The organism is Neorhizobium phenanthreniclasticum (assembly GCF_040066075.1).
In the GTDB taxonomy this organism is placed as follows: Bacteria; Pseudomonadota; Alphaproteobacteria; order Rhizobiales; family Rhizobiaceae; genus Neorhizobium; species Neorhizobium petrolearium.
Genome location: NZ_JBEAAL010000002.1, coordinates 78,465 through 98,793, shown reverse-complemented (window position 1 = coordinate 98,793; position 20,329 = coordinate 78,465). Strand labels below are relative to the sequence as shown.

At 62.2% G+C, this 20,329-nt stretch carries 17 protein-coding genes; 9 read left to right on the top strand and 8 right to left on the bottom strand.

Annotated features, from left to right (window positions below):
• Nucleotides 1-9 precede the first annotated feature (9 nt).
• The 6 genes from ABK249_RS04630 to ABK249_RS04605 all read right to left on the bottom strand — a co-directional run bounded on the left by ABK249_RS04630 (nucleotide 10) and on the right by ABK249_RS04605 (nucleotide 7,655).
• Nucleotides 10-1,527, bottom strand: coding sequence for an AMP-binding protein (locus tag ABK249_RS04630; protein WP_348862341.1), 1,518 nt, complete (start codon nucleotides 1,525-1,527; stop codon nucleotides 10-12).
• The gene (locus tag ABK249_RS04625) at nucleotides 1,520-2,032 is read right to left on the bottom strand and encodes a (2Fe-2S)-binding protein (protein ID WP_348862340.1); all 513 of its coding nucleotides are present in this window, start codon (nucleotides 2,030-2,032) and stop codon (nucleotides 1,520-1,522) included. The genes ABK249_RS04630 and ABK249_RS04625 overlap by 8 nt, the downstream gene beginning before the upstream one ends.
• Nucleotides 2,020-2,847 (bottom strand): FAD binding domain-containing protein, encoded by an 828-nt coding sequence (locus ABK249_RS04620; protein WP_227703629.1) that lies wholly within the window; start codon nucleotides 2,845-2,847, stop codon nucleotides 2,020-2,022. Before ABK249_RS04620 ends, ABK249_RS04625 begins: the two co-directional genes overlap by 13 nt.
• A complete protein-coding gene (locus tag ABK249_RS04615; protein ID WP_227703628.1) occupies nucleotides 2,844-5,813 on the bottom strand; it encodes a xanthine dehydrogenase family protein molybdopterin-binding subunit in 2,970 nt (989 codons plus the stop codon). Before ABK249_RS04615 ends, ABK249_RS04620 begins: the two co-directional genes overlap by 4 nt.
• Before the next feature lie 104 nt (nucleotides 5,814-5,917).
• A complete protein-coding gene (locus ABK249_RS04610) occupies nucleotides 5,918-6,772 on the bottom strand; it encodes a helix-turn-helix transcriptional regulator (protein ID WP_227703627.1) in 855 nt (284 codons plus the stop codon).
• A gap of 118 nt (nucleotides 6,773-6,890) precedes the next feature.
• Nucleotides 6,891-7,655 (bottom strand): GntR family transcriptional regulator, encoded by a 765-nt coding sequence (locus ABK249_RS04605; RefSeq protein WP_052182800.1) that lies wholly within the window; start codon nucleotides 7,653-7,655, stop codon nucleotides 6,891-6,893.
• Between the two features lie 164 nt (nucleotides 7,656-7,819).
• On the opposite strand from ABK249_RS04605, the gene ABK249_RS04600 reads away from it, so the two are divergent.
• Genes ABK249_RS04600 through ABK249_RS04570 form a run of 7 tightly spaced genes read left to right on the top strand, consistent with a single transcriptional unit; the run spans nucleotide 7,820 to nucleotide 16,487 of the window.
• The gene (locus ABK249_RS04600; protein ID WP_227703626.1) at nucleotides 7,820-9,085 is read left to right on the top strand and encodes a M20 family metallopeptidase; all 1,266 of its coding nucleotides are present in this window, start codon (nucleotides 7,820-7,822) and stop codon (nucleotides 9,083-9,085) included.
• A 21-nt stretch (nucleotides 9,086-9,106) separates the two neighbouring features.
• Nucleotides 9,107-10,657, top strand: a complete 1,551-nt coding sequence (locus tag ABK249_RS04595; protein ID WP_227703625.1) for an ABC transporter substrate-binding protein — start codon at nucleotides 9,107-9,109, stop codon at nucleotides 10,655-10,657.
• A gap of 60 nt (nucleotides 10,658-10,717) precedes the next feature.
• Nucleotides 10,718-11,665, top strand: a complete 948-nt coding sequence (locus ABK249_RS04590; RefSeq protein ID WP_227705180.1) for an ABC transporter permease — start codon at nucleotides 10,718-10,720, stop codon at nucleotides 11,663-11,665.
• Nucleotides 11,658-12,482: an ABC transporter permease gene (locus ABK249_RS04585; RefSeq protein ID WP_037149381.1), complete on the top strand. Its 825-nt coding sequence runs from the start codon at nucleotides 11,658-11,660 to the stop codon at nucleotides 12,480-12,482. The genes ABK249_RS04590 and ABK249_RS04585 overlap by 8 nt, the downstream gene beginning before the upstream one ends.
• A gap of 10 nt (nucleotides 12,483-12,492) precedes the next feature.
• Nucleotides 12,493-14,124, top strand: a complete 1,632-nt coding sequence (locus tag ABK249_RS04580) for an ATP-binding cassette domain-containing protein (protein ID WP_037149383.1) — start codon at nucleotides 12,493-12,495, stop codon at nucleotides 14,122-14,124.
• 22 nt (nucleotides 14,125-14,146) lie between these two features.
• On the top strand, nucleotides 14,147-15,367 hold the full coding sequence (locus ABK249_RS04575; protein ID WP_227703624.1) for a M20 family metallopeptidase: 1,221 nt from the start codon (nucleotides 14,147-14,149) through the stop codon (nucleotides 15,365-15,367).
• Nucleotide 15,368: 1 nt separating this feature from the next.
• Nucleotides 15,369-16,487 carry a M24 family metallopeptidase gene (locus ABK249_RS04570; protein WP_227703623.1) on the top strand — a complete coding sequence of 373 codons (1,119 nt, stop codon included), beginning with the start codon at nucleotides 15,369-15,371 and terminating at the stop codon, nucleotides 16,485-16,487.
• Nucleotides 16,488-16,786: 299 nt separating this feature from the next.
• Here the strand turns inward: ABK249_RS04570 and preA are convergent, their stop codons facing one another.
• Both preA and ABK249_RS04560 read right to left on the bottom strand, forming a co-directional pair.
• Entirely contained in the window at nucleotides 16,787-18,100 is a 1,314-nt protein-coding gene (gene preA, locus ABK249_RS04565; RefSeq protein WP_348862338.1) for an NAD-dependent dihydropyrimidine dehydrogenase subunit PreA, read from the bottom strand.
• Between the two features lie 15 nt (nucleotides 18,101-18,115).
• Nucleotides 18,116-19,477 carry an NAD(P)-dependent oxidoreductase gene (locus ABK249_RS04560; protein WP_227703622.1) on the bottom strand — a complete coding sequence of 454 codons (1,362 nt, stop codon included), beginning with the start codon at nucleotides 19,475-19,477 and terminating at the stop codon, nucleotides 18,116-18,118.
• 225 nt (nucleotides 19,478-19,702) lie between these two features.
• Here ABK249_RS04560 and ABK249_RS04555 point away from each other — a divergent pair, with 225 nt between their 5' ends.
• Both ABK249_RS04555 and ABK249_RS04550 read left to right on the top strand, forming a co-directional pair.
• Nucleotides 19,703-20,116: a DUF2325 domain-containing protein gene (locus ABK249_RS04555; RefSeq protein ID WP_037149391.1), complete on the top strand. Its 414-nt coding sequence runs from the start codon at nucleotides 19,703-19,705 to the stop codon at nucleotides 20,114-20,116.
• Nucleotides 20,097-20,318, top strand: a complete 222-nt coding sequence (locus ABK249_RS04550) for a hypothetical protein (RefSeq protein WP_227703621.1) — start codon at nucleotides 20,097-20,099, stop codon at nucleotides 20,316-20,318. The genes ABK249_RS04555 and ABK249_RS04550 overlap by 20 nt, the downstream gene beginning before the upstream one ends.
• Nucleotides 20,319-20,329 lie beyond the last annotated feature (11 nt).

The window sequence follows — 20,329 nt, the reverse complement described above, 5'->3', positions numbered from 1 at the left end:
TTTGGTCGCTCACTGGTGTTCGGGAGTGCGTTCCTCGATGTACTCGCCCGCCACCAGAAGGCGGCGCAGGAGCTTGCCGACCGGCGATTTCGGGATTGCCTCGACGAAGACGAAGCGGCGCGGGCGGCGGAAATTGGCAAGGCCGGAATCGCGGCAGTGGCGGTCAAGATCCTCGGCCGTGACGGCGCCGCGTCGCTTGACGAAGGCGACGACGATCTTGCCCCAGCGCTCGTCGGGCAGGCCGACGACGGCGACTTCGGCGACACCCTCATGCAGCGACAGGCAGCTTTCGACCTCGACCGGCGAAACGTTCTCGCCGCCCGTGATAATCATGTCGTCGGCCCGGCCGGTGACGAAGAGATCGCCGTCACGGTCGACGAAGCCGGTGTCGCCGGTGAAGTACCAGCCGTCATGAAGCGCCTTGGCGTCCGCGTCTGGACGGTTCCAATAGCCCTCGAATGCCTCGTCGCTCTTCATCAAGGCGATGATCTCGCCTTCCACGCCAACGGCCGCCCGCTCGTCCGGGTGGCGGCTGCCCAGTTTGACCACACGGATCATTTGGTTGATGCCAGCACGGCCGGCGGAACCGGGCTTCGTTGCCGCCTTCTGCTCGATCGTGAAGGTGTAGATTTCCGACGAGCCGTAGTGGTTAACGAAGAGGTCCGGCCGAAATGTCTGGTCCAGCCGCCTCAGCAGCCCGTCGGTCATCGACGCGCCCGCATAGCCAAGCTTGGTGACGGAGCCGATGCGCTCGGGTGAAAACGCCTCGTGATGCACGAGGTCGTGGTACAGCGTTGGCACCAGATAGAGATTGGTGATCTTTTCGCGCTCGATCAGGTCGAGCGCCTTTGGCACGTCAAAACGCGGCAGGCAGACGAAAGTGCCGCCGATCAGCGAGGATGCGAGTAGCGAGCGCACGCCCATCGTGTGATAAAGCGGCATGACACCGAGCGTCCGCTCGCCATGGCGGTAGAGGTTTTGCGCCACATGGGCGAGGGCGCCGGCGCGTTCGGCGCGGTGCCGGCGCGGCACGCCCTTCGGCTTCGAGGTCGTACCGGACGTATAGAGCATCAGCGACCAGTCTGCGGCGTCCGCCACAGGTACGATATCCGGGGCGGTGCCCTCCATGAGGCCGGATAGCGCATCGGCGGAGAACCGTGGCAGGTTCTGCGCAAGGCGCGACAGGCGCACGGCCTCTTCCGTCGAGGCTTCGTAGAACACCGCTTTCGCGCCGGCATCCGCGATGCCGAAGTCGATTTCGTCGGCCTTGGCCCGCCAGTTGAGCGGCGTGACGATCAGGCCGAGGAACTGGCAGGCCCAGTGCAGTGACGCGTTTTCCCAGCGATTCTGCATGGCAGTGAGCACGTGGTCGCCCCGTTTAAGGCCGGTCTCGTCGAGTGCGGCGGCAAGCGCCGAAATCCTGCTGTACCAGCCGCGATAGGTCAGTCGCATATCGCCGTCGACGATCGCGAGCGCATCCGGGTCGCGCTCGACGCTTGCGAGGAAACTGGTTCCAAGGTCAAGCATTCGGTGTCTCCTCCTTCCGTTGTTCCTCCGCGGCGTCAAGCGCCGCCTCGATGATGGTCGCGTAGCCCGTGCACCGGCAGAGATGACCGGCGAGGTGCTCGCGAATTTCCTTCCGGCCCGCGTCCGGGCGCTCGCGCAAAAGGGCGTCGAGCGACATCAGAATTCCGGGGGTGCAAAAGCCGCATTGGAGGCCGTGGTGGCGGCGAAAGGCCGCTTGGAGCGGGGAGAGCACCGCCGGGTCGGTCGCCAGCGCCTCCACGGTGCGGATGTCGCTGCCGCGGATCTGCTGGGCGAGTGTCAGGCAGGCCCGCGCCGGCTTTCCGTCGATCTGCACGGTGCAGGCGCCACATACGCCATGCTCGCAGCCGACATGGGTGCCGGTGAGGCCGATCTCGTGGCGCAGCAGGTCCGAGAGCAGCATACGGTTTTCGACCTCGGCGCGGACCATTCGGCCATTGACCGTGAAGTGGACCAGGTGCCTCCGGGCAGCGTTCAGGTGCGGCATCGGCTTGCCTCCTTAAGCGTCTCGCGGCCGAGGCTGCGGACCAGTTCGCGTCGGTAGCGGGCGCTTGCATGAATGTCGTCGCGGGCATTCAGGGACCAGGCGATGTCGTTGATCGCATCGTCGAACTGGTCGTTGTCGAGCGCCGGGAGCCGGAAGACGCGCGGTCGGTCGTCGACCCCTGCAATGCCGAGCCGCAATCCCTCGTCGTCGGCGACGGCGGCGCACGCGACGATGGCGAAGTCGCCATGCCGGCGCCCGATCTCGCGGAAGGAAAAGCCCCAACCGGGCCGGGCCTTTGGAAAGTGCACGGACTCGATCATCTCGTCCTCGGCGAGGTCGGTGGCCATCATGCCGATGAAGAAGTCGTCCGCCTTGACCTTGCGCCTCCGGCTGCGGCTACGCAGGCTGACGGTACCGCCGAGCGTCACCAGTGCGAGCGGTAATTCCGCACTGGGATCGGCATGCGCGACCGAGCCGCAGACCGTGCCGCGCGCCCGCGTCTGCACGTGGCCGAGCCAGGGGAATGCCGCGGCAAGGAGCGGCAGGTGCCGCGAAAGGTCTGGCCGGGCTTCCAGTTCCGCTTGGCGCACGCCCGCGCCGACAACGATCTCGTCGCCTGATGTCTCGATCTTGTGCAACGGATCTAGCTGCATGATGTCGACGAGCAGGCCGGGACGGGCGAGCCGCATGTTGAGCATCGGCACCAGCGACTGTCCGCCAGCGATCACGCGCGCCTCGCCGCCGCCTTCGGCCAGCGCGGCAAGGGCCTCCTCCAGCGTTTCCGGACAGAGGAAGTCGAAGGATGCGGGCTTCATCGGCGTCTCCTGAACAGAGTAAAGAGGCGCTTTTTCAGGCCGATGGCGCCGGGGGCGACACCGCCGGCGTGGCGGGCAAGCGCCTGGAAAAACTGGCCGATCACCACGCGCGCTGCGCCGTCGAGCAGGCGTCCGCCGACCGAGGCGACCTTGCCGCCGATCGCCGCTTCGTAGCGATAGTCGATGCGAGTGCCGGTCTCGGTTTCGATCAGTGTGACGCGGCCCGTACCGCGGCCGGAGCCGAGCGCGCCTTCCGTGCCGCCGGACAGCGTGACCGCTTCCGGTTCGACCAGGTCGGACAGGCGGATGTCGGCGCGGTACCGGCCTTTGACCGGGCCAATGCCGAGCGTGACCTCGGCGCGAAAATGTGTATCGGATACCTTTTTGACCTCGTGCGCGCCGGGAATGATCGCCATCAGCGTGTTCGGGTCGAGTAGCATCGCCCAGACGGCCTCGCGGTTGGCGGCGACCTCGGACGAGCCCGAGCCGGTCAGCATTCGCTCGCCAGAGGCATAGGTGGCGACAGGGAGCGCGTCCTGCTGCTTCGACGGCGGGCGCTCCTCGCCATAGAGCCATTCGCTGACCCGGCTCGGCGACAGCGGCAGCTGGATGTCTTCGATACCGAGCGCGTCGGCAACGGCGTTGGCGATGCAGACGGGCGTCGACATGCAATTGCCCTCGCCGACCCCCTTGGCGCCGAGCGGTGTGAAGGGCGAGGGTGTCTCGTGATGGAGGATCAGCGGCTCCGGCGTCTCCATCACGGTCGGGATCAGGTAGTCGGCGAGCGTGCCGGTCAGAAAGCTGCCATCGCTGCCATAGGCATATTCCTCGTAGAGTGCGGCGCCGACGGCCTGGGCGAAGCCGCCGCGGACCTGGCCTTCGACCATGCCGGGATGCAGGATGCGGCCGCAGTCGTGCATCGTCACATAGCGGTCGATGTGCACCTGGCCGGTCGTCCGGTCGATTTCCACGCCGCAGAAGTCGAAGATGAAACCGTGGCAGAGCGACGAGTTGATGCCGTCTGCTGCCGTCGGAGCCTGAAGCTCTTCCGGCGTCCAGAAGACGGTCTCGCGGATCGTTTGGGCGGTGCCTTCGGGCAGGGTGCCGGGCGCCCAGTGGCTTGCCGCCGCCACGCGGCCGAAAGAGACGGCATTGTCCGGATTGTCGCGATCGACGAGCTTTCCGGCCCGGAAGTCCACGCGGTCCGCCGTGACGTTGAGCTGCGCGGCGGCGATTGCGGCAAGGCGACCCCGGATACGGTCGGCCGCAAGTGCTGCGGCGCCCGCGACTGCGGGAGCGAAGCGGCTCGCATAGTTACCCGAGGCGATCGACCAGGCGTCGCGCGCCGTGTCGAGTTCGGTGTTGACGCGCACCGCCTCCAGGGAAAGCCCGAGCCGCTCGGCGACCACCTGCGCGAGAACGGTGCGGTGCCCTTGGCCCTGCGGTACCGAGGCGACCTTGACGGTGACGGAGCCAAGTGGGTCGATGGCGATCGTCGCGACAGCTTGCGCGCCGTTCTTCGGACCCGCCTTCGCCCGTTCCTCCGGCGTCAGGACCGTCGTGATGTAGCCCATGTTTGAGACGCTCGGCTCGACCACCGCCGCATAGCCGATGCCGTAAAGCCGTCCTTCGGCGCGCGCCTCGTCCCTTCGTAGCCGCATTGCCTCAAGGCCGCCTTCCGCTAAGGCCCGATCGAGCGCGACACGGTAGTCGCCCGAATCGAGCAGCCCGCCGGTCGCTGTGCGATAGGGAAAGGCGTCGGCCGGAACGAGGTTGCGGCGAATGACGTCGAGCCGGTCGAGGCCGAGCTCGACGGCGATCTTGTGCACCAAGCGCTCGAGCGCGAAATAGACCTGCGGTCCGCCGAAGCCGCGGTTCAACCCAGTCGGTGTCTTGTTGGTGAGCACCACGCGGTTGCGGATCGCGACGTTTTCGATCGCGTAGGCGCCGGTCATATTGCCGTGCATGCGGTAGAGCGTTGCCGGCTCCGGTGCGCGCAGATGGGCGCCGCAATCTTCCAGTTGATCCCAGAAAAGCGCGGTGATGCGGCCGTCGGCGGCGACTGCGGCTTCCAGCGTCGTCACGCGATTGGTTGCCGAGACGGACGCCGTCAGATGTTCAAGCCGGTCCTCGATCCATTTCACCGGCCGTCCGGCGACGCGTGCGGCGACGGCGGCAAGGATGACATAAGGAAAGACACCCTGCTTGATGCCGAAGGAACCGCCGGAATCGGGCGGTGTGCGCAGCCGCATGCGGTTGCCGGGCACGTTCAGCGCACGGGAAATCACCGCATGGATCGAAAATGGACCCTGAAAGTTCGCCGTGACGTCATAGGCATCCTCGCCCGGATCGTATTCGGCGATGACGCCATAGGTCTCGATCGGCGTGCAGGAATTACGCGGATATGCGATGCGGATGGAAATGCGGTGTGCAGCCGTGGCAAGAGCCGCCTCCGGGTCGCCGTAACGAAAGATGCGCTCGTTGATGAGGTTGGTGCCGAGCGAGGGATGGAGGACCTGGGCGTCTGCTGCGAGTGCCTTTTTAGGATCGATGACGGCGGCCAGCTTCGCGTAGTCGACCTCGATCAGGTCGAGCGCATCTTCGGCGACATAACGGTTTTCGGCGACGACGAGGGCAACGGGTTCGCCGACATAGCGCACCCGGTCGCGGGCCATCGGCCAACATTCGACATTGGCCTTGACCCCGACCGTCATGCTGCGGGTGAGCCGCGCCACGTCGTCGCCGGTCAGCACGGCAAATACACCGGGCAGCGCGCAGGCCGCAGTCGTATCGATCGCCCTGATTTCGGCATGACCGTGCGGCGAGCGCAGGATTGCCAGATGCGCGGTGTCGCGTCGGACGGGCAGGTCGTCAATGTATCGGCCGCGGCCGGTCAAAAGTCCGGCATCTTCGACCCGTTCGATGGTTCGCCCGATCAGGGCTCCCGTCGTCTCCAATCTCGTCATTCGCTCCTCCCGCACCCATCCGTGAAGGGGTGCCGTGGCGCGAAGGGTGGAGGAGGGCGGGCGATCAGGCGATACCGAGGCGTATCAGACCTTACCGAGGAGTCTCAAAATCCTGGGGCCGAGAGCCGGGTGACGCTACGGAAGATGCTTGGTGAGGATCCGGCATGATCGTGAAAAAAGCGCGAAAAATGCGCCGGCACAGAAAAGCCGAGCCGGTCGCTGATCGTGGCGAAACTGTCCCTCCCGTCGGCGACGGCCGCGACGGCCTGTTCTAGTCGCTGCACATTGAGGAAGACGCGCGGGGTCACCCCTATCGACGTTTCGAACAGTCGGAAGAAATGCGCGCGCGAGAGACCGACGTCGATTGCCAATCGGTCGAGATCGGTGATGTCGCCCGGTGCCGCCTTCATGCGCTCGACGGCATTGCGGATGCGGAAGTCGAGCACGGAGCGTGATGCAAGGTCGCGGATCGAATTCGGCACCGCACGCCATTCGGCGAAACGCTCGATGAGGGCGGTCATCAGCTCGCCGAGAAGAGTCTCGTGGGCTTTGCTGCTGCTCGGCTCCTGTACCATGGCCTCCGCAAGCGTGCGGGTGCGCGAACGTATGTCCGGGGTGATTAAGCCTATATTGGAGGCGAAAAAATCGGGCGCATGGCTCGCCACCCAGTTCGGTCGGAAATGACCGAGCCATTGCGGTTCAATATAAAGCGCAAGGATCACCGTCTTCGGGCGAGTCTGGTCGTGCGCATAGGCATGCGGCTCCCAGGCATTGATGAGAACGGCGCTTTCGTCGGTGAGCGGCACGAGCCTGTCGCGCACAGAAAACTGCGTATTGGCGCCCTCGACCTTCAACAGGACGTGGCAATGCGGGTGCGCGTGCCACACCAGGGGGCGATCCATATCCAGCAGCGCCACTCTCCCGAAGCGGCCGCGTGCGATGCGCAGAGCATTCGACATTGCTCAATTATTGGACATTTCCTAGAAACTACAAGCCCGGCAGTATCCCTCAAGGCCGATGCTAGCCTGGTCTCTTCAGGATACCTCTTTGTACTGCTAGACATTGTCAATCGCGCGCCTAACGTATCTCGTTGACGTATCTGTGATTTTGCGTCGTTGCGCGGTGCGCTGAAATCAGGACGGGCACGGCCATCTGGTCATACGCCACTTCATCGATCGTCAGCACAGCTGCCGGGAGTTTAAGATCCAGCCATCGCGCATCGATGTCGGTTGCGAGATCGGCGCCGATCTGCTCGCGGATCGCGGAGATGCGAATCCCGTATTTATCGAGCAGGTGAAGATAGAAGAGCGGCGGGATGTCCTCCTTCCGCTTTGGAAAGTCGGGAACCCGTTCAACAGGCAGCGTCAGTGTTTCGTGCATGATGGGCCGATCGTCGACGCTTCGATAGCGGTGAAAACGAACAATCGACGCATCTTTTGCGATCTGCAGCTTGTCTGCGTCACTGGCGGATGCCGTTTCGAAATCAAGCGACGTCACCGTTGTTACCGACTTGCTGAGTGATCCGTCGAGACCATGAAGACGGAAATACTGGAAGAACAGTCTCAGGCTGTGCTGGGGTTTGCGGCCGGTGACGATCGTCCCGGTCTTGCGGCGTCGGCTGAGCAGACCGTCGTTCGTGAGGTCCATCAAGGCGCGGCGGATGGTGCCGACGGCGACGCCGTAGGTTTGTGACAGGGCCACTTCACTGGGCAGGACGGAGCCGGGCTCCAGCGTGCCGATCATGATCGCTTCAGTGATTTGTCGCTTTACCACTTCGTAAAGCGGCAACGACAACTCGGTGAGCCTCGGTGCGTCTGATGAAATGTTGGGCGATTGTGGCAATCATTTGCCTCTTCTTTGGAGTTGACACGCGGTCTTTGTCTACGCAGTATTACTATATAGTTTATATTAATGCGCAAGCTGAGAGGCTTGTGCCGGAGGCCCTCCCGGGGGGTGCTATGATCGATCAGCAACCTGCTTCGCCGCAAGGCTCCCTGATGTCTGCCATGGCAGCGATTGACCGTGATGTCGAGATCGCCTTGCAGGCTTTGGCGCGAATGGTCGCGATCGACACATCTTTCCCTCCGGGGCTCGGCTACGATGCCTTCGCCGACCTGATGATGGAACTGCTGACGTCGTTGGAGTTCGAGTTCGAGCGCATTATCGTGCCGCGTGAGCTGTGGCATGTTCCGGGGGCGCCGGCTGCGGGGGAGCGCACCAATCTGATCGCGCGCCGTCAAACCGGGCAACCGGTCTGCGGCCTTTACTACCATGTCGACACGGTCCCCGTCGCACCTGGCTGGACACGTGATCCTCTTTCGCTGACGATCGAAGGCGACAATCTCTATGGGCTTGGCGCGGCGGACATGAAGGGTACGATCGCGGCGACGCTTCTGGCGCTGCATGCGGCCCAACGCTGCGGGGTGGCGTTGGCCTATGATCCGGTTCTGCTTTTGTGCACCGACGAGGAGGGGGGACTTTATCCCGGCATTCGTTATCTGGCCGAACAGCGGCTTCTTGAAGGTCACATCCTCAACTTCAACGGCACGGCCGCGCCGCGTATATGGGCGGGTTGCTTCGGCATCTTCAATCTTCAGGTGACGATCACCGGTCATGCCGTTCATGCCGGCGAGGGTAACCGAACTGGCACCGGCGTCAACGCCATCGAGGGTGCCTTGCCGATTCTAAACGCGCTCGCAGCCTTGAAGCCGGGCGTCGCCGCGCGAGCCTCCAAGCTCGCCCCGCCGCCGCATGCCACGGGACTGTTGCGCCCGCAGCTGACGATTTCCGCCATCCACGGCGGTACTGCGGGCGGTCAGGTGCCGGCCGAGCTCAAGATCCTCGTCAGCCGCCGTTATGCGCCAGAAGAAGCCTTTGAGGAGGCGCGAGCGGAGATCGAGGCGGTTGTCCGCGGTTGTATTGACGGTACCGAGCTCGGGCTCGCCATCGATCTGGTCGGACATCTTATTCCCACCGACGATCCCGAAGGCCCGCACTGGCCGCGATGGCAAAAGGCGCTGTCGCTCGGCTTCGGCTATCAGCCGGAGGATTTCCGTAAGTGGGGCGCTGCGAGCTGTTCCGATTTTGGCTACGTCCAGAAGGCTGGGTTTGGTCCGGAGGTGCTTCTCGGTGGATTGGGCCGACCGGAAAGCTGCATCCACAGCCCGGAAGAACATACGACCCGCCAGGATATTATCGCGCTCGCCAAGAGCATTCTCGCCTATCTCTCGGCAGATTTTGCCGCAGACGCCATTCCTGAAAATCGCACCTAGAACATCAAAGGGAACTCGAAAATGCTGGAAATGAAACGTCGCTTCTTCCTTGCTGGCACTGCCGCCGTCCTCGCCGCACCGCCGCTGAGTATCGCTCAGGCCGCAACCCCGGCCAAGGGCGGCACGCTGCGCATCTCCGTCGACCAGGCGGCAAGCGTCATTCATCCGCTGCTGACCCGCGTCAACCCGGAATATCTGGTGACTGAGCTGCTCTACAGCAACTTGACACGCCTGAAGGTCGATATGTCGATCGAGCCGGATCTCGCCGAAAGCTGGGCCGCGAATGATGGTCTGACCGAGTGGACTTTCAAGCTGCGCAAGGGCGTCGTCTTCCACGACGGTTCCGCGTTCACCGCCAGAGACGTCGTCGCCACCTTCAAGGCGATCCTCGATCCTGCGACCGCTTCCCCGGGGCGCAACAATGTCGGCCCGATCTCCGATGTCGTTGCCGTTGACGATACGACGGTTCTGTTCAAGCTGTCAGGCCCGTATGCCGACCTCCCCGTCGCCATGGCCTACACCAACGCTCGCATCATCCCGGCCGCGATCGCGACCGGCGACCTGAAGAGCCTTTCTACCAAGGCGGTCGGCACCGGCCCGTTCAAGCTCGTTTCCTATGAGCCCGATCGCCTGATCGTCGTTGAGCGCAACCCCGACTACTATGATCCGGCGCGTCCTTATCTCGACCGCATCGAGGTGCAGGTCTTCCCCGACATCTCTGCAGAAGGTTCGGCCCTGATTGCCGGCGATGTCGACATCATCTCGACCATTCAGCCAACCGAGTTTCTGCGCATCGACGGAACGGACGGCATCGATACGTTGCGCACGCCATCGGGCCAGTTTTGCAACATCAACTTCGGTTGTGACATGGCACCGTTCAACGATGCCCGCGTCCGCAAGGCGATCGCGCTTACCGTGGACCGCGAGGCGATGGTCGGTTTCGTCACCGAGGGCTTCGGCACGCCCGGTAACGACACGCCCCTGAACGCGTCCTACCAATTCTTCAAGGGCGTCAAGCAGCGCGAGAAGAACATTGCCGAAGCGAAGAAGCTGCTAGCCGAGGCTGGACATGCAAACGGCCTCGAATTGACCTTGATCGCTTCCGACCGGCCTGCGGTTCGCACGCAGCTTGCTGTTGCCTTGCGCGAGATGGCCAAGGAAGCTGGCATCACCATCAATGTCCAGACCATGCCGCACGCGACTTACCTCGAACAGGTCTGGAAGAAGGGCAGCTTCTACGTGGGTTTCTACAATATGCAGCCGACCCCGGACGGCATCTTCAAGTTGCTTTATACCTCCGATGCGTCCTGGAACGAGACGCGTTGGAACAACAAGGCTTTTGACGCGCTGGTCGCCGAAGCCCGCGGGACGGTCGATCCAGCCAAGCGTACCGAGCTCTATACCAAGGCGCAGGAAATCATGAACGAGGACGTTCCCTCGATCATCCCATCCTTTTTCGACGTGTTGGCAGCCAAGCGTAGTTGGGTGCAAGGGTTCGAGGCGCACCCGCGTGCGTCGGTATTCCGCCTTGATTATGTTTCGCTTGCCGACAATGCGCCGAAGCGCGGCTGATTTGTCAATGTCACCGGACGCCCCGCCGGGTGTCCGGCCCCCTTGCCAAGGAACACGCTCCTGTCTGCGAACTACATAGCCAAGCGATTGGTGATGATCGTCTACACGCTATTCGTCGTGTCGCTCATCGTCTTCGCCATCACTCAGATCCTACCAGCCGATGCAGCCGTCATGATGTTGGGCGAGAACGCCACCAAGGAGGCACTCGATGCGCTGCGTCAGACCATGGGGCTCGATGCTCCCGTCTGGCGGCAATACGCAACTTGGCTCTGGCACGTGCTGCAGGGCAACCTTGGTACTTCGCTTCGCACAGGCCAGCCAGTTGGCCCGGCGATGTTCGAAGCGCTCGGGCGCTCGCTGCTTCTGGCAGTGTTCTCCATCGGTCTGATGCTGATCCTTGCCGTTCCGCTTGGGATCATTGCTGCCATTCGCCGGGGCAAGGTTGCCGACATCGTGGTCAGCCTCGTCTCCTACGCCGGTGTCGCGTTGCCGGAATTCGTTACCGCGACGATTGCCGTGCTCATCTTCGCCGACTGGATGAAGTGGCTGCCACCGACTGGTTATGTGCCGCTGACGGAAAACTTTGTGGACGGCATCGTCCATCTCGTGCTGCCGGTCTGCGTCATCTCGATCATTCTCATCGCCCACGTCTCGCGCATGGTCCGCTCCGAGCTGGTCGATGTGCTGCATACGGATTATATTCGCGCTGCCCGGTTGAAGGGCATTTCATCGGGCCAGGTTCTTCGTCGTCATGCGCTGCGCAATGCGCTCCTGCCAACCATCACTATTGTGGCCCTCGATGTCGGGTACCTACTCGGTGGCGTGATTGTCGTGGAGGAGATCTTCGCAATACCGGGGATCGGCCGCCAGCTGATCGTCGCCATCCAGGCGCGCGACTTGCCGGCCATCCAGGCAGGCGTGCTGATCATGGCCGCCACCTATTCAATCGTCAATTTCATTGCCGACATCCTCTACGCTTGGCTCGACAAGAGGATCCAGTATGACTGAGTTCATGAAACGTCTCCTGAGGACGCCGCAGGGTGCCATCGGCATCTTGCTCGTGGTACTCGTCATGCTGATCGTCGTCTTCGGTCCGATGGTCGCACCGCACGACCCGGAAGCTCTCTCCCCGCTCTCCCGCTACAAGGGGCCGAGCCTTTCTTATTGGCTCGGAACCGACCAGTATGGCCGCGACATATTCAGCCGTCTGCTGATCGGCGCCCGCGCCACCGTCGTCATGGCCGTGCTCGCCACCATCGCGGGCACTTTGATCGGCGCCCTGATCGGCACCGCGTCCGCCTTCCTTGGCGGCCGCGCCGACGAGCTGATCATGCGCACCATCGATGCTGTCATGTCGATCCCGAGCCTGCTCTTCGCTTTGCTGGTGGTGAACCTTCTCGGCTCCAGCACGATCAATGCGTTGATTGCCGTCGCCATCGCCTTTGCACCGGGCATGGCACGCATCACCCGCAGCGTCGCGCTCTCCGTCCGCAAGCAGGACTACGTCAATGCGGCCATCGCCCGCGGCGAAAGCTCCGCCTATATCATCCGCCGCGAAATGCTGCCGAACGTCATTGCTCCGATCATCGTCGAGATGACCATCCGCGTCTCGTTTGCCGTGATGCTGTTCGCGACCTTGAGCTTCCTCGGTCTTGGTGCCCAGCCGCCGGCCGCCGAATGGGGGCTGATGGTCTCTGAAGCGCGCCGCTACATGCACTTGAGTGCCGGCATCCTGATCTGGCCGAGTGTGGCGATCGCCATCGTCGCTGTCGGCTTCAACCTTCTGGGCGACGGGCTTCGCGATGCCCTCAATCCGCGAACCTGAGGTAGACATTATGACCGATACAGAAGATTGCCCGGTTCTTGCGATCGAAAACTACTCGCTGGATTACGAGACCGCGAACGGTCCGTACCACGCGCTGAAGACCATCGATCTTGCCATCAAGCGCGGCGAAATTCTCGGGCTCGTCGGTGAATCCGGGTCCGGCAAGACCTCGCTTGCGTGGTCAATCATGCGCTACCTGCCGACGAATGCGCGCGAACCCGGTGGCAAGATCCTGCTCTGCGGCGACAACCTGCTGGAAAAATCCGAACGCGAGATGGAAACGTTTCGCGGCCGGCGTATCAGTATGGTGTTTCAGGATCCGAGCACGTCGCTCAACCCGACGCTGTCGCTTGGTACCCAACTGTCGGAAGTGCTCGTGCGCCATCGCAGGCTGACACGTCAGCAGGCGTGGAAGGAGGGCGAGGCCTTGCTGGCGCATGTGGGCCTGAAGACGCCGGCACAGATGATGCATCGCATGCCTCACGAAGCGTCAGGCGGCGAAAAGCAGCGCGTGGTTATCGCCTCGGCCTTTGCCTGCAACCCACAATGCATCATTTTCGACGAGCCGACCACGGCGCTCGACGTCATCACCTCGCGCCAAATCCTCGACCTTTTTGTAGGACTGCAGGCCGAGACCGGCGTCGCGTCACTTTATATCTCACACGATCTCGCGCTGGTCGCGCGCACCGCCAGCCGTGTGGCGGTCATCAGGCGCGGGGATATCGTTGAGCAGGGCAGCGTCCGCGAGATCTTCACCCGTCCGAAGCAGGCCTACACCCGCGAATTGATCGCCGCCGTCCCCGATCCCGCCCATCGGTTGGTGAAGGATGATGTCGTTGCGACTGACGAACCACTGGTGAGGGTCGAAAACGTCAGCGTCTATTTCGGCCGCAAGCCGTTCTTCGCGGCCTTGACCGGCCGGAAGATGGACCTTGTCACCGGCAACAACGCCATCAACCTCGTCGTCAATGCGAGCGAAATCCTCGGTATCGTCGGTGAATCCGGTTCAGGCAAGTCGACGCTGGCCAAGGCAATGACCGGGCTTAATCGCTTCGAAGGTAGGATTTGGTTCGACGGGCGCGAGATCCGCAGCTCGTCCGACATGGACAATGCTTACCGCAAGGACGTGCAGATCATCTTCCAGCACCCGGATGCATCGCTCAATCCGCGCCAGAAGATCTCGGAAATTCTGTCACGTCCGCTGAAACTGTTCGGGGATACCACCGATCTCGACAAGCAGATCGGCGACATGCTGGAACAGGTACGCCTGCCGCGCACCCACGCGAACCGCTATCCGCACCAGCTTTCGGGCGGCGAGAAACAGCGTGTGGCGATAGCCCGCGCATTTGCTTCCAGACCGAAACTCGTCATCTGCGACGAGATCACCTCGGCGCTCGACGTCTCGGTGCAGGCCTCGGTCGTGGAGCTTCTCTTGGAATTGCAGAAGGCGAGCGGTACGGCCTATCTCTTCATCACCCACGACCTCAACCTGATCCGCCAGATCGCCCACCGGATCGCCGTCATGTATCGCGGCGACCTGATCGAGGTGGTGAAGGCCGATGAGATCGATAGCCCTGACCGGGCGGACTATACCCGCCGCCTGATCGAGGCGGTGCCGCGCGCCGCCGCCCAATATCAATGACACCGCATCAAGGAGCATGACAATGGACCCGAAGTCCCTGCTGGACCGGATCGACGAAAAGGCCTGCCTCGATTTCCTGTCGACGATGGTCCAGCACAAGAGCCACTCGGAGACCGAGGGCGAGAAGGACCTCGCCCGCTTCATGGCGAAAGAGCTTGAAAAGATCGGCGTCGAGGCCGAACTTCAGGCCTTCGACGAAGGGCGCCGTTTCAACACGATCGGCCGTCTGAAAGGGCAGGGCGGCGGCAAGAGCCTGCTGTTCAACGGCCATCTTGATACCAACCCGGTCACCGAGGGCTGGACGGTCGATCCCTATGCCGGCCTTGTCGATGACAAGTTCATCTACGGCATCGGCGTTTCCAACATGAAGGCGGGCGATGCTGCCTATTTCTGCGCCGTAAAGACGCTGCTTGACGCCGGCATCAAGCTGAAGGGCGATGTGATCCTGACCTTCGTCGTCGGCGAATTGCAGGGCGGCGTCGGCACGCTTGCCGCAATCAAAAGCGGCGTTAAGGCCGATTACTTCATCAACAGCGAGCCGAGCGACCTCGTCGCGGTCACCATGCATGCTGCAGCGTTGAGCTATGTGATCGAGCTGACCGGCGACACTCGCCATCTGTCGAAGCGGGAGGAATCAGTTGATGCCATCGCAGCTGCTTGCGACATCATCCCGCGCATCAACGCGATGACCTTCAGCGGCGCCAGGAGCGATGTTCACCGCTCTGTCAACCGCGGCCATGTCGGCGTCGTCCACGGCGCGCTCGGTCGCAATCTGGAAGAGTGGCGTCCGCCGCAGGTGGCCGATTTCGTCCGGCTCAAGGGGTCGTGCCGTTATGCTCCGGGCCAGACGCAGGAGGGTGTTCTGGCCGATCTGGACAAGGAATTGCGCGCGCTTGAGGACCGCTTCCCGGGCCTCAAAGCCAAGCTCGTTCCGGAAATGATCGAAGGCCGTCCGCTGATGCCGCCCTTTGAAGTCTCCCCGGATTCGCGCATCGTCAGGTCGATCAACGCCGCTTACGAAGCCGTCCGCGGCCAAAAGCAGCCCACCGGCGCGATCACCCCGACACGCTTTTACGGCACCGATGCCGGCCACCTCTATCATGAGCTTGGCATGGAAGGCATCGTCTGCGGGCCGGGCGGTCGTTACAACACAATGCCCGACGAGCGTGTCGACATCGTTGACTTCCTCGACATGATCCGCGTCTACATGCTGACCATCCTCGATATCTGCGAGGCAGTCTGAGATGTTCTCCCGGGCAGAATTTGAACGCCGCATCGCTTGCGCCCGGGGCGCCATGATGTCCGCCGGTGTGGATCTACTACTCGTCGACAGCGGCGAGCTCCTGGCCTGGCTGACGGGCTATACCGTGTCTGAAACCATGTATCGCGCGGCCTTCCTGCCACGCGAGGGCGATGCCTGGTTCACGCTGCGCGCACTCGACGAGGCGCCGTGCCGTGAGAAGAGTTGGATTACGGATATCGTCGGTTTTGCCGATACGAATGAGGCGCTGGCTGCGGTTGCCGGCAGCATCCGCGATCGCGGATTTGCCGGTGTGCGGATCGGGCTGGATACCAACTCCTACAGCATGAGCGCCCAGACGTTCATGCGTCTGAAGACGCTTCTTCCACAGGCGGCATTCGTGCCCATGCCGGGGCTCAGCGATAGTCTGCGCTGGGTGAAGTCGCAAGAAGAGATCGCATTTCTCAAGCAGGCATCCTTGATCGCCGACAAGGCCATGCTGGAAATCGCGCGTCATGCCAGGCTTGGGATGACGACCCGCGATGCGGCTGCTATCGCCTCCAGTGTCTTCCTGCGCGAGGGCGCCGATACCGGCGAAGTCGGACCTGTCGTAAAGGCGCGCGGTAACCACGAGTTCTTGCATGGCGCGTTCAAGACCGAGGAGATCGAAGAGGGCGACATCTTGCATGTCGAACTCATTCCGCGCGTCGGAAACTACGGTGCGCGCATCATGCGGCCGATCATTGTCGGTGCACCCCCTGCCGCCCTTTCTGCCAGCGCTGACAGGCTGGTGGAACTTCAGGATCGGCAGATCGCAGCGATGAAGCCGGGGGCGATCGCCCGCGACGTGGATGCGATCATGAGGCAGGGAGCGCTCGATTCAGGCCTGCGGCCGTCTTATGACAACGTCACGGCTTACACATTGGGTCTATACACCCGCACCCCGCGCACCAGCGATTTTTCCGGCGTTTTTCTGCCGACGTCGGATTGGGCGCTGGAGGAGGGGATGGTGTTCCATCTTTATGCGACTGCGCTGGGTCTCGGCTTCAGCGAGACGGTCGTTGTCAGTAACGATGGGGGCCTGCGACTAACTCAATGTCCAAGGCACATCTTGCATACGTGATGAATTGTCAGGCGGCTCCGACGGATGGTCAAGCTGTAACCATCCAGGAAGCAGTTCACTAGAGTTAAAAAGGGGCCTACGGTTCGTTCTTAAAACATCAAAAGCGCAGTTGTTGCCGGAGCGAGAGATTTCATCATATGCCTCGTTGGCCTTTGACATCCATTCTTGCAACGCTGTTCATAGACATATGAGGTGACGAGTTTGTTCCCTCAAAGCAGCGCCTCATCGTATGGCACTTCTGATCCGGAAAGGGCGGTGGAAAATGCCTCGGCCAAGCTGGCCGAGGCATCACGGTTCAGCTACTCCGCTGCCTGCCTTGCCATCGGATTGTTCGGATGCGTCGTCCAGTCGGCGTAGCTCGGATCGACCACTTTGCCCGTGCGCTTGTCGAGCGCGCCGGGTTCAAGCCCGACCATGGTGATGCAGTTTTCGACCGGACAGACGTTGACGCAGAGATTACAGCCGACGCATTCCTCTTCCATCACCTCAAAATGGCGTACGCCGTCGACCATGCTGGTGATCGCCTGATGCGAGGTGTCCTCGCAGGCGATGTGACAGCGGCCGCACTTGATACAGGCGTCCTGGTCGATATGCGCCTTGGCGATGTAGTTGAGGTTGAGATACTGCCAGTCGCTGACATTCGGGACGGCACGGCCGATGATATCGTCGAGGCTCCTGTGGCCCTTCGCGTCCATCCAGTCAGAAAGACCGGTGATCATCTCCTGGACAATCTTGAAGCCATAGGTCATGGCTGCGGTGCAGACCTGCACGTTGCCGGCTCCGAGCGCTAAAAATTCCGCCGCATCCCGCCAGGTGGTGATGCCGCCGATGCCAGAGATCGGTAGACCATAGGTTTCCGGATCACGGGCGATCTCGGCCACCATGTTGAGCGCGATCGGCTTGACCGCCGGACCGCAATAGCCGCCATGCGAGCCCTTGCCGCCGACCGTCGGATTGGGGGCAAAATTATCGAGATCGACGGAGACGATCGAGTTGATCGTGTTGATTAGCGAGACGGCATCAGTGCCGCCCGCCTTGGCGGCGCGCGCCGGCTTGCGGATGTCGGTGATGTTCGGGGTGAGCTTGGTGATGACCGGCATGCGGGTGTACTGCTTGCACCAGCGCACCACCATCTCGATATATTCCGGCACCTGGCCGACCGCGGAGCCCATGCCGCGCTCGGACATGCCGTGGGGACAGCCAAAATTGAGCTCGATGCCGTCGGCGCCGGTCTCTTCCACCAGCGGCAGGATCGCCTTCCAGGCGTTTTCCTCGCAGGGGACCATGATAGAGGCCACCAGCGCCCGGTCCGGCCAGTTCATCTTCACCTGCTTCATCTCGCGAAGGTTGGTGTAGAGGTCGCGGTCGGTGATGAGCTCGATATTGTTCAGGCCGAGCAGGCGGCGATCGGCGCCCCAGATCGCGCCATAACGCGGGCCGTTGACATTGACCACCGGCGGGCCTTCTTCGCCCAGCGTCTTCCAGACGACGCCGCCCCAGCCCGCCTTGAAGGCGCGCTCGACATTATAGGCCTTGTCGGTCGGCGGTGCGGAGGCAAGCCAGAAGGGGTTCGGGGACTTGATGCCGACGAAATTGTTGCGGAGATCAGCCATGGTTCACACTCCCCCTCAAGCGACGGCAACGGCAGGCTGCGCACCCGCAGCAAGCATGCGGTTGATGGATTCAGCGGCATCGCGTCCTTGAGCGACGGCCGAGACGGTCAGATCCTCGCCGAGCCCGATACAGTCGCCGCCGGCCCATACACCCTCAATCGAGGTGCGGCCTTCGGCATCGACGGCGATCTTGCCTTTGTCCATCGTCAGCGCTCCGAGGCCAGACGCCGCGAATGTCTGGCCGATCGCCTTGAAGATCTGGTCGGCGGCAATCACGCCGGTTTCTCCCGTGCCGACGAGCTTGCCGTCGCGCATCGCGGTATATTCCACCTCGATGCCGGCCACCCTGCCGTCCTTGCCGAGGATCGCCTTCGGCGCCAGCCAGTGGCGGATGATGACGCCGTTGGCGGTTGCGAGATCCTGCTCATAGGTCGAGGCGTTCATGTTCTCCCTGCCGCGGCGGTAGCAGATCGTCACTTCCTCCGCCCCAAGCAGCTTGGACTGGATCGCTGCGTCGATCGCGGTCATGCCGCCGCCGATGACGACGATCCTCCGTCCGACCGGAATGGTTGCCTTGTCCTTCGCCTGCCGAAGCGAGGCGATGAAATCCACCGCGTCCTCGACGCCGGAAAGGTCTTCGCCCTCGACGCCGAGGCCGTTTACGCCGGCAAGCCCCATGCCGAGGAAGACGGTGTCATATCTGGTCGTCAGGTCGGCAAGCGAGAAATCGCGGCCGAGCGCCTGTCCGTTCCTGATTTCGATGCCGCCGATCGCAGTCACGTAATCCACCTCGCGGCTCGCGAAGTCGTCGACGGCCTTGTAGGTGGCGATGCCGTATTCGTTGAGGCCGCCCGCCTTTTCGCGCGCTTCGAAGATCACGACGGAATGGCCATGCATGGCAAGCCGATGGGCCGCGGCAAGACCGGCGGGGCCTGCCCCGACGATCGCGACCGTCTTTCCGGTCGGCGCCTTGCGGGCATAGAACTGCTTGCCCGTCTCCATTGCGATGTCGGTCGCATATCGCTGCAATCTGCCGATCTCGACAGGCTTGTCTTCCGCAGTGTTGCGCACACAGGCTTCTTCGCAGAGCGTTTCGGTGGGACAGACGCGGGCGCACATGCCACCCAGAATATTCTGGTCAAAGATCGTCTTGGCCGAACCCAGCGGATTGCCCGTGGATATCTGCCGGATGAACATCGGGATATCGATCGAGGTGGGACAGGCCGTCATGCATGGCGCGTCGTAACAGAAATAACAACGGTCGGATGCGACCAGCGCTTCATGCCGGTCGAAACGTGGGTGCAGGTCGGCGAAATTCGACTCATATTCCGCCGGCGTGAGGCGGCCGGCCTCAATACCGTTTCCCAGTCGATCCATTTTGGTTCCCTCTTTTATGGATTCATGGACAACTATTGATCAAAGCGTATCACAGCCAAAAAATTTATCAAACGGTAAATTTTTGTCGTAGCCGGCCTGTCAGGTGACTGGATATATCCTGATAAAAAGAGTCGACTTTAATCTTTACTATGAAAATCAAGTTTAATAAGGTGCGCTCCATCGAGGGATTGTCCCACCAGATTCGGCTGCCAAACGAGGAGCGTCATGGCGAAGAAACAGAAGCGGAAGAACGGTAATAGCGGCGCGGAGGAGACCGGCAAGACGGCATCCTCTGTCGCCAGCGGTAGCGCGATCGACGTCCGCAGCTTTCTCTATGTCGGAGGGAGGGACTGTCAGGTTGCGCATCTGCGCGAGATCGCCAGCAAGCATGGCGCCGAGTTGATCCATCATGACGGCGGCCTACGCGAAGCTGTTTCGCGCATCGATACGGTGTTGCCGTCGGTCGACTGCGTTTTCTGCCCCATCGACTGTATCAGCCACGATGCGTGTCTGAGGGTGAAGACCGGCTGCAAGAAATTCGGCGTCACCTTCGTTCCGCTGCGCAACGGCTCGAAATCCAGTCTGGAGCGGGCGCTCCAGACCATGAAGGAACGCAATGATGAACGAAGAACGTCGTGACATGAGCCTTTTCATCGGTCTGCACAAACTTGCCGAACAAAACGGCGATGGGCTCGTGCCGGAACTTTATGCGCTGCTATCTGCCCGCGCAAATGCAGGGCCGGATATGACCAATGTGGTGACTTTCCCCGCAAGCGTGTCTTCTCAGAAATCCTTATTACCGCCGGACGAGACGGGCAGGCTGCTGGCATTCCGGCGATAGTTCATTCAACC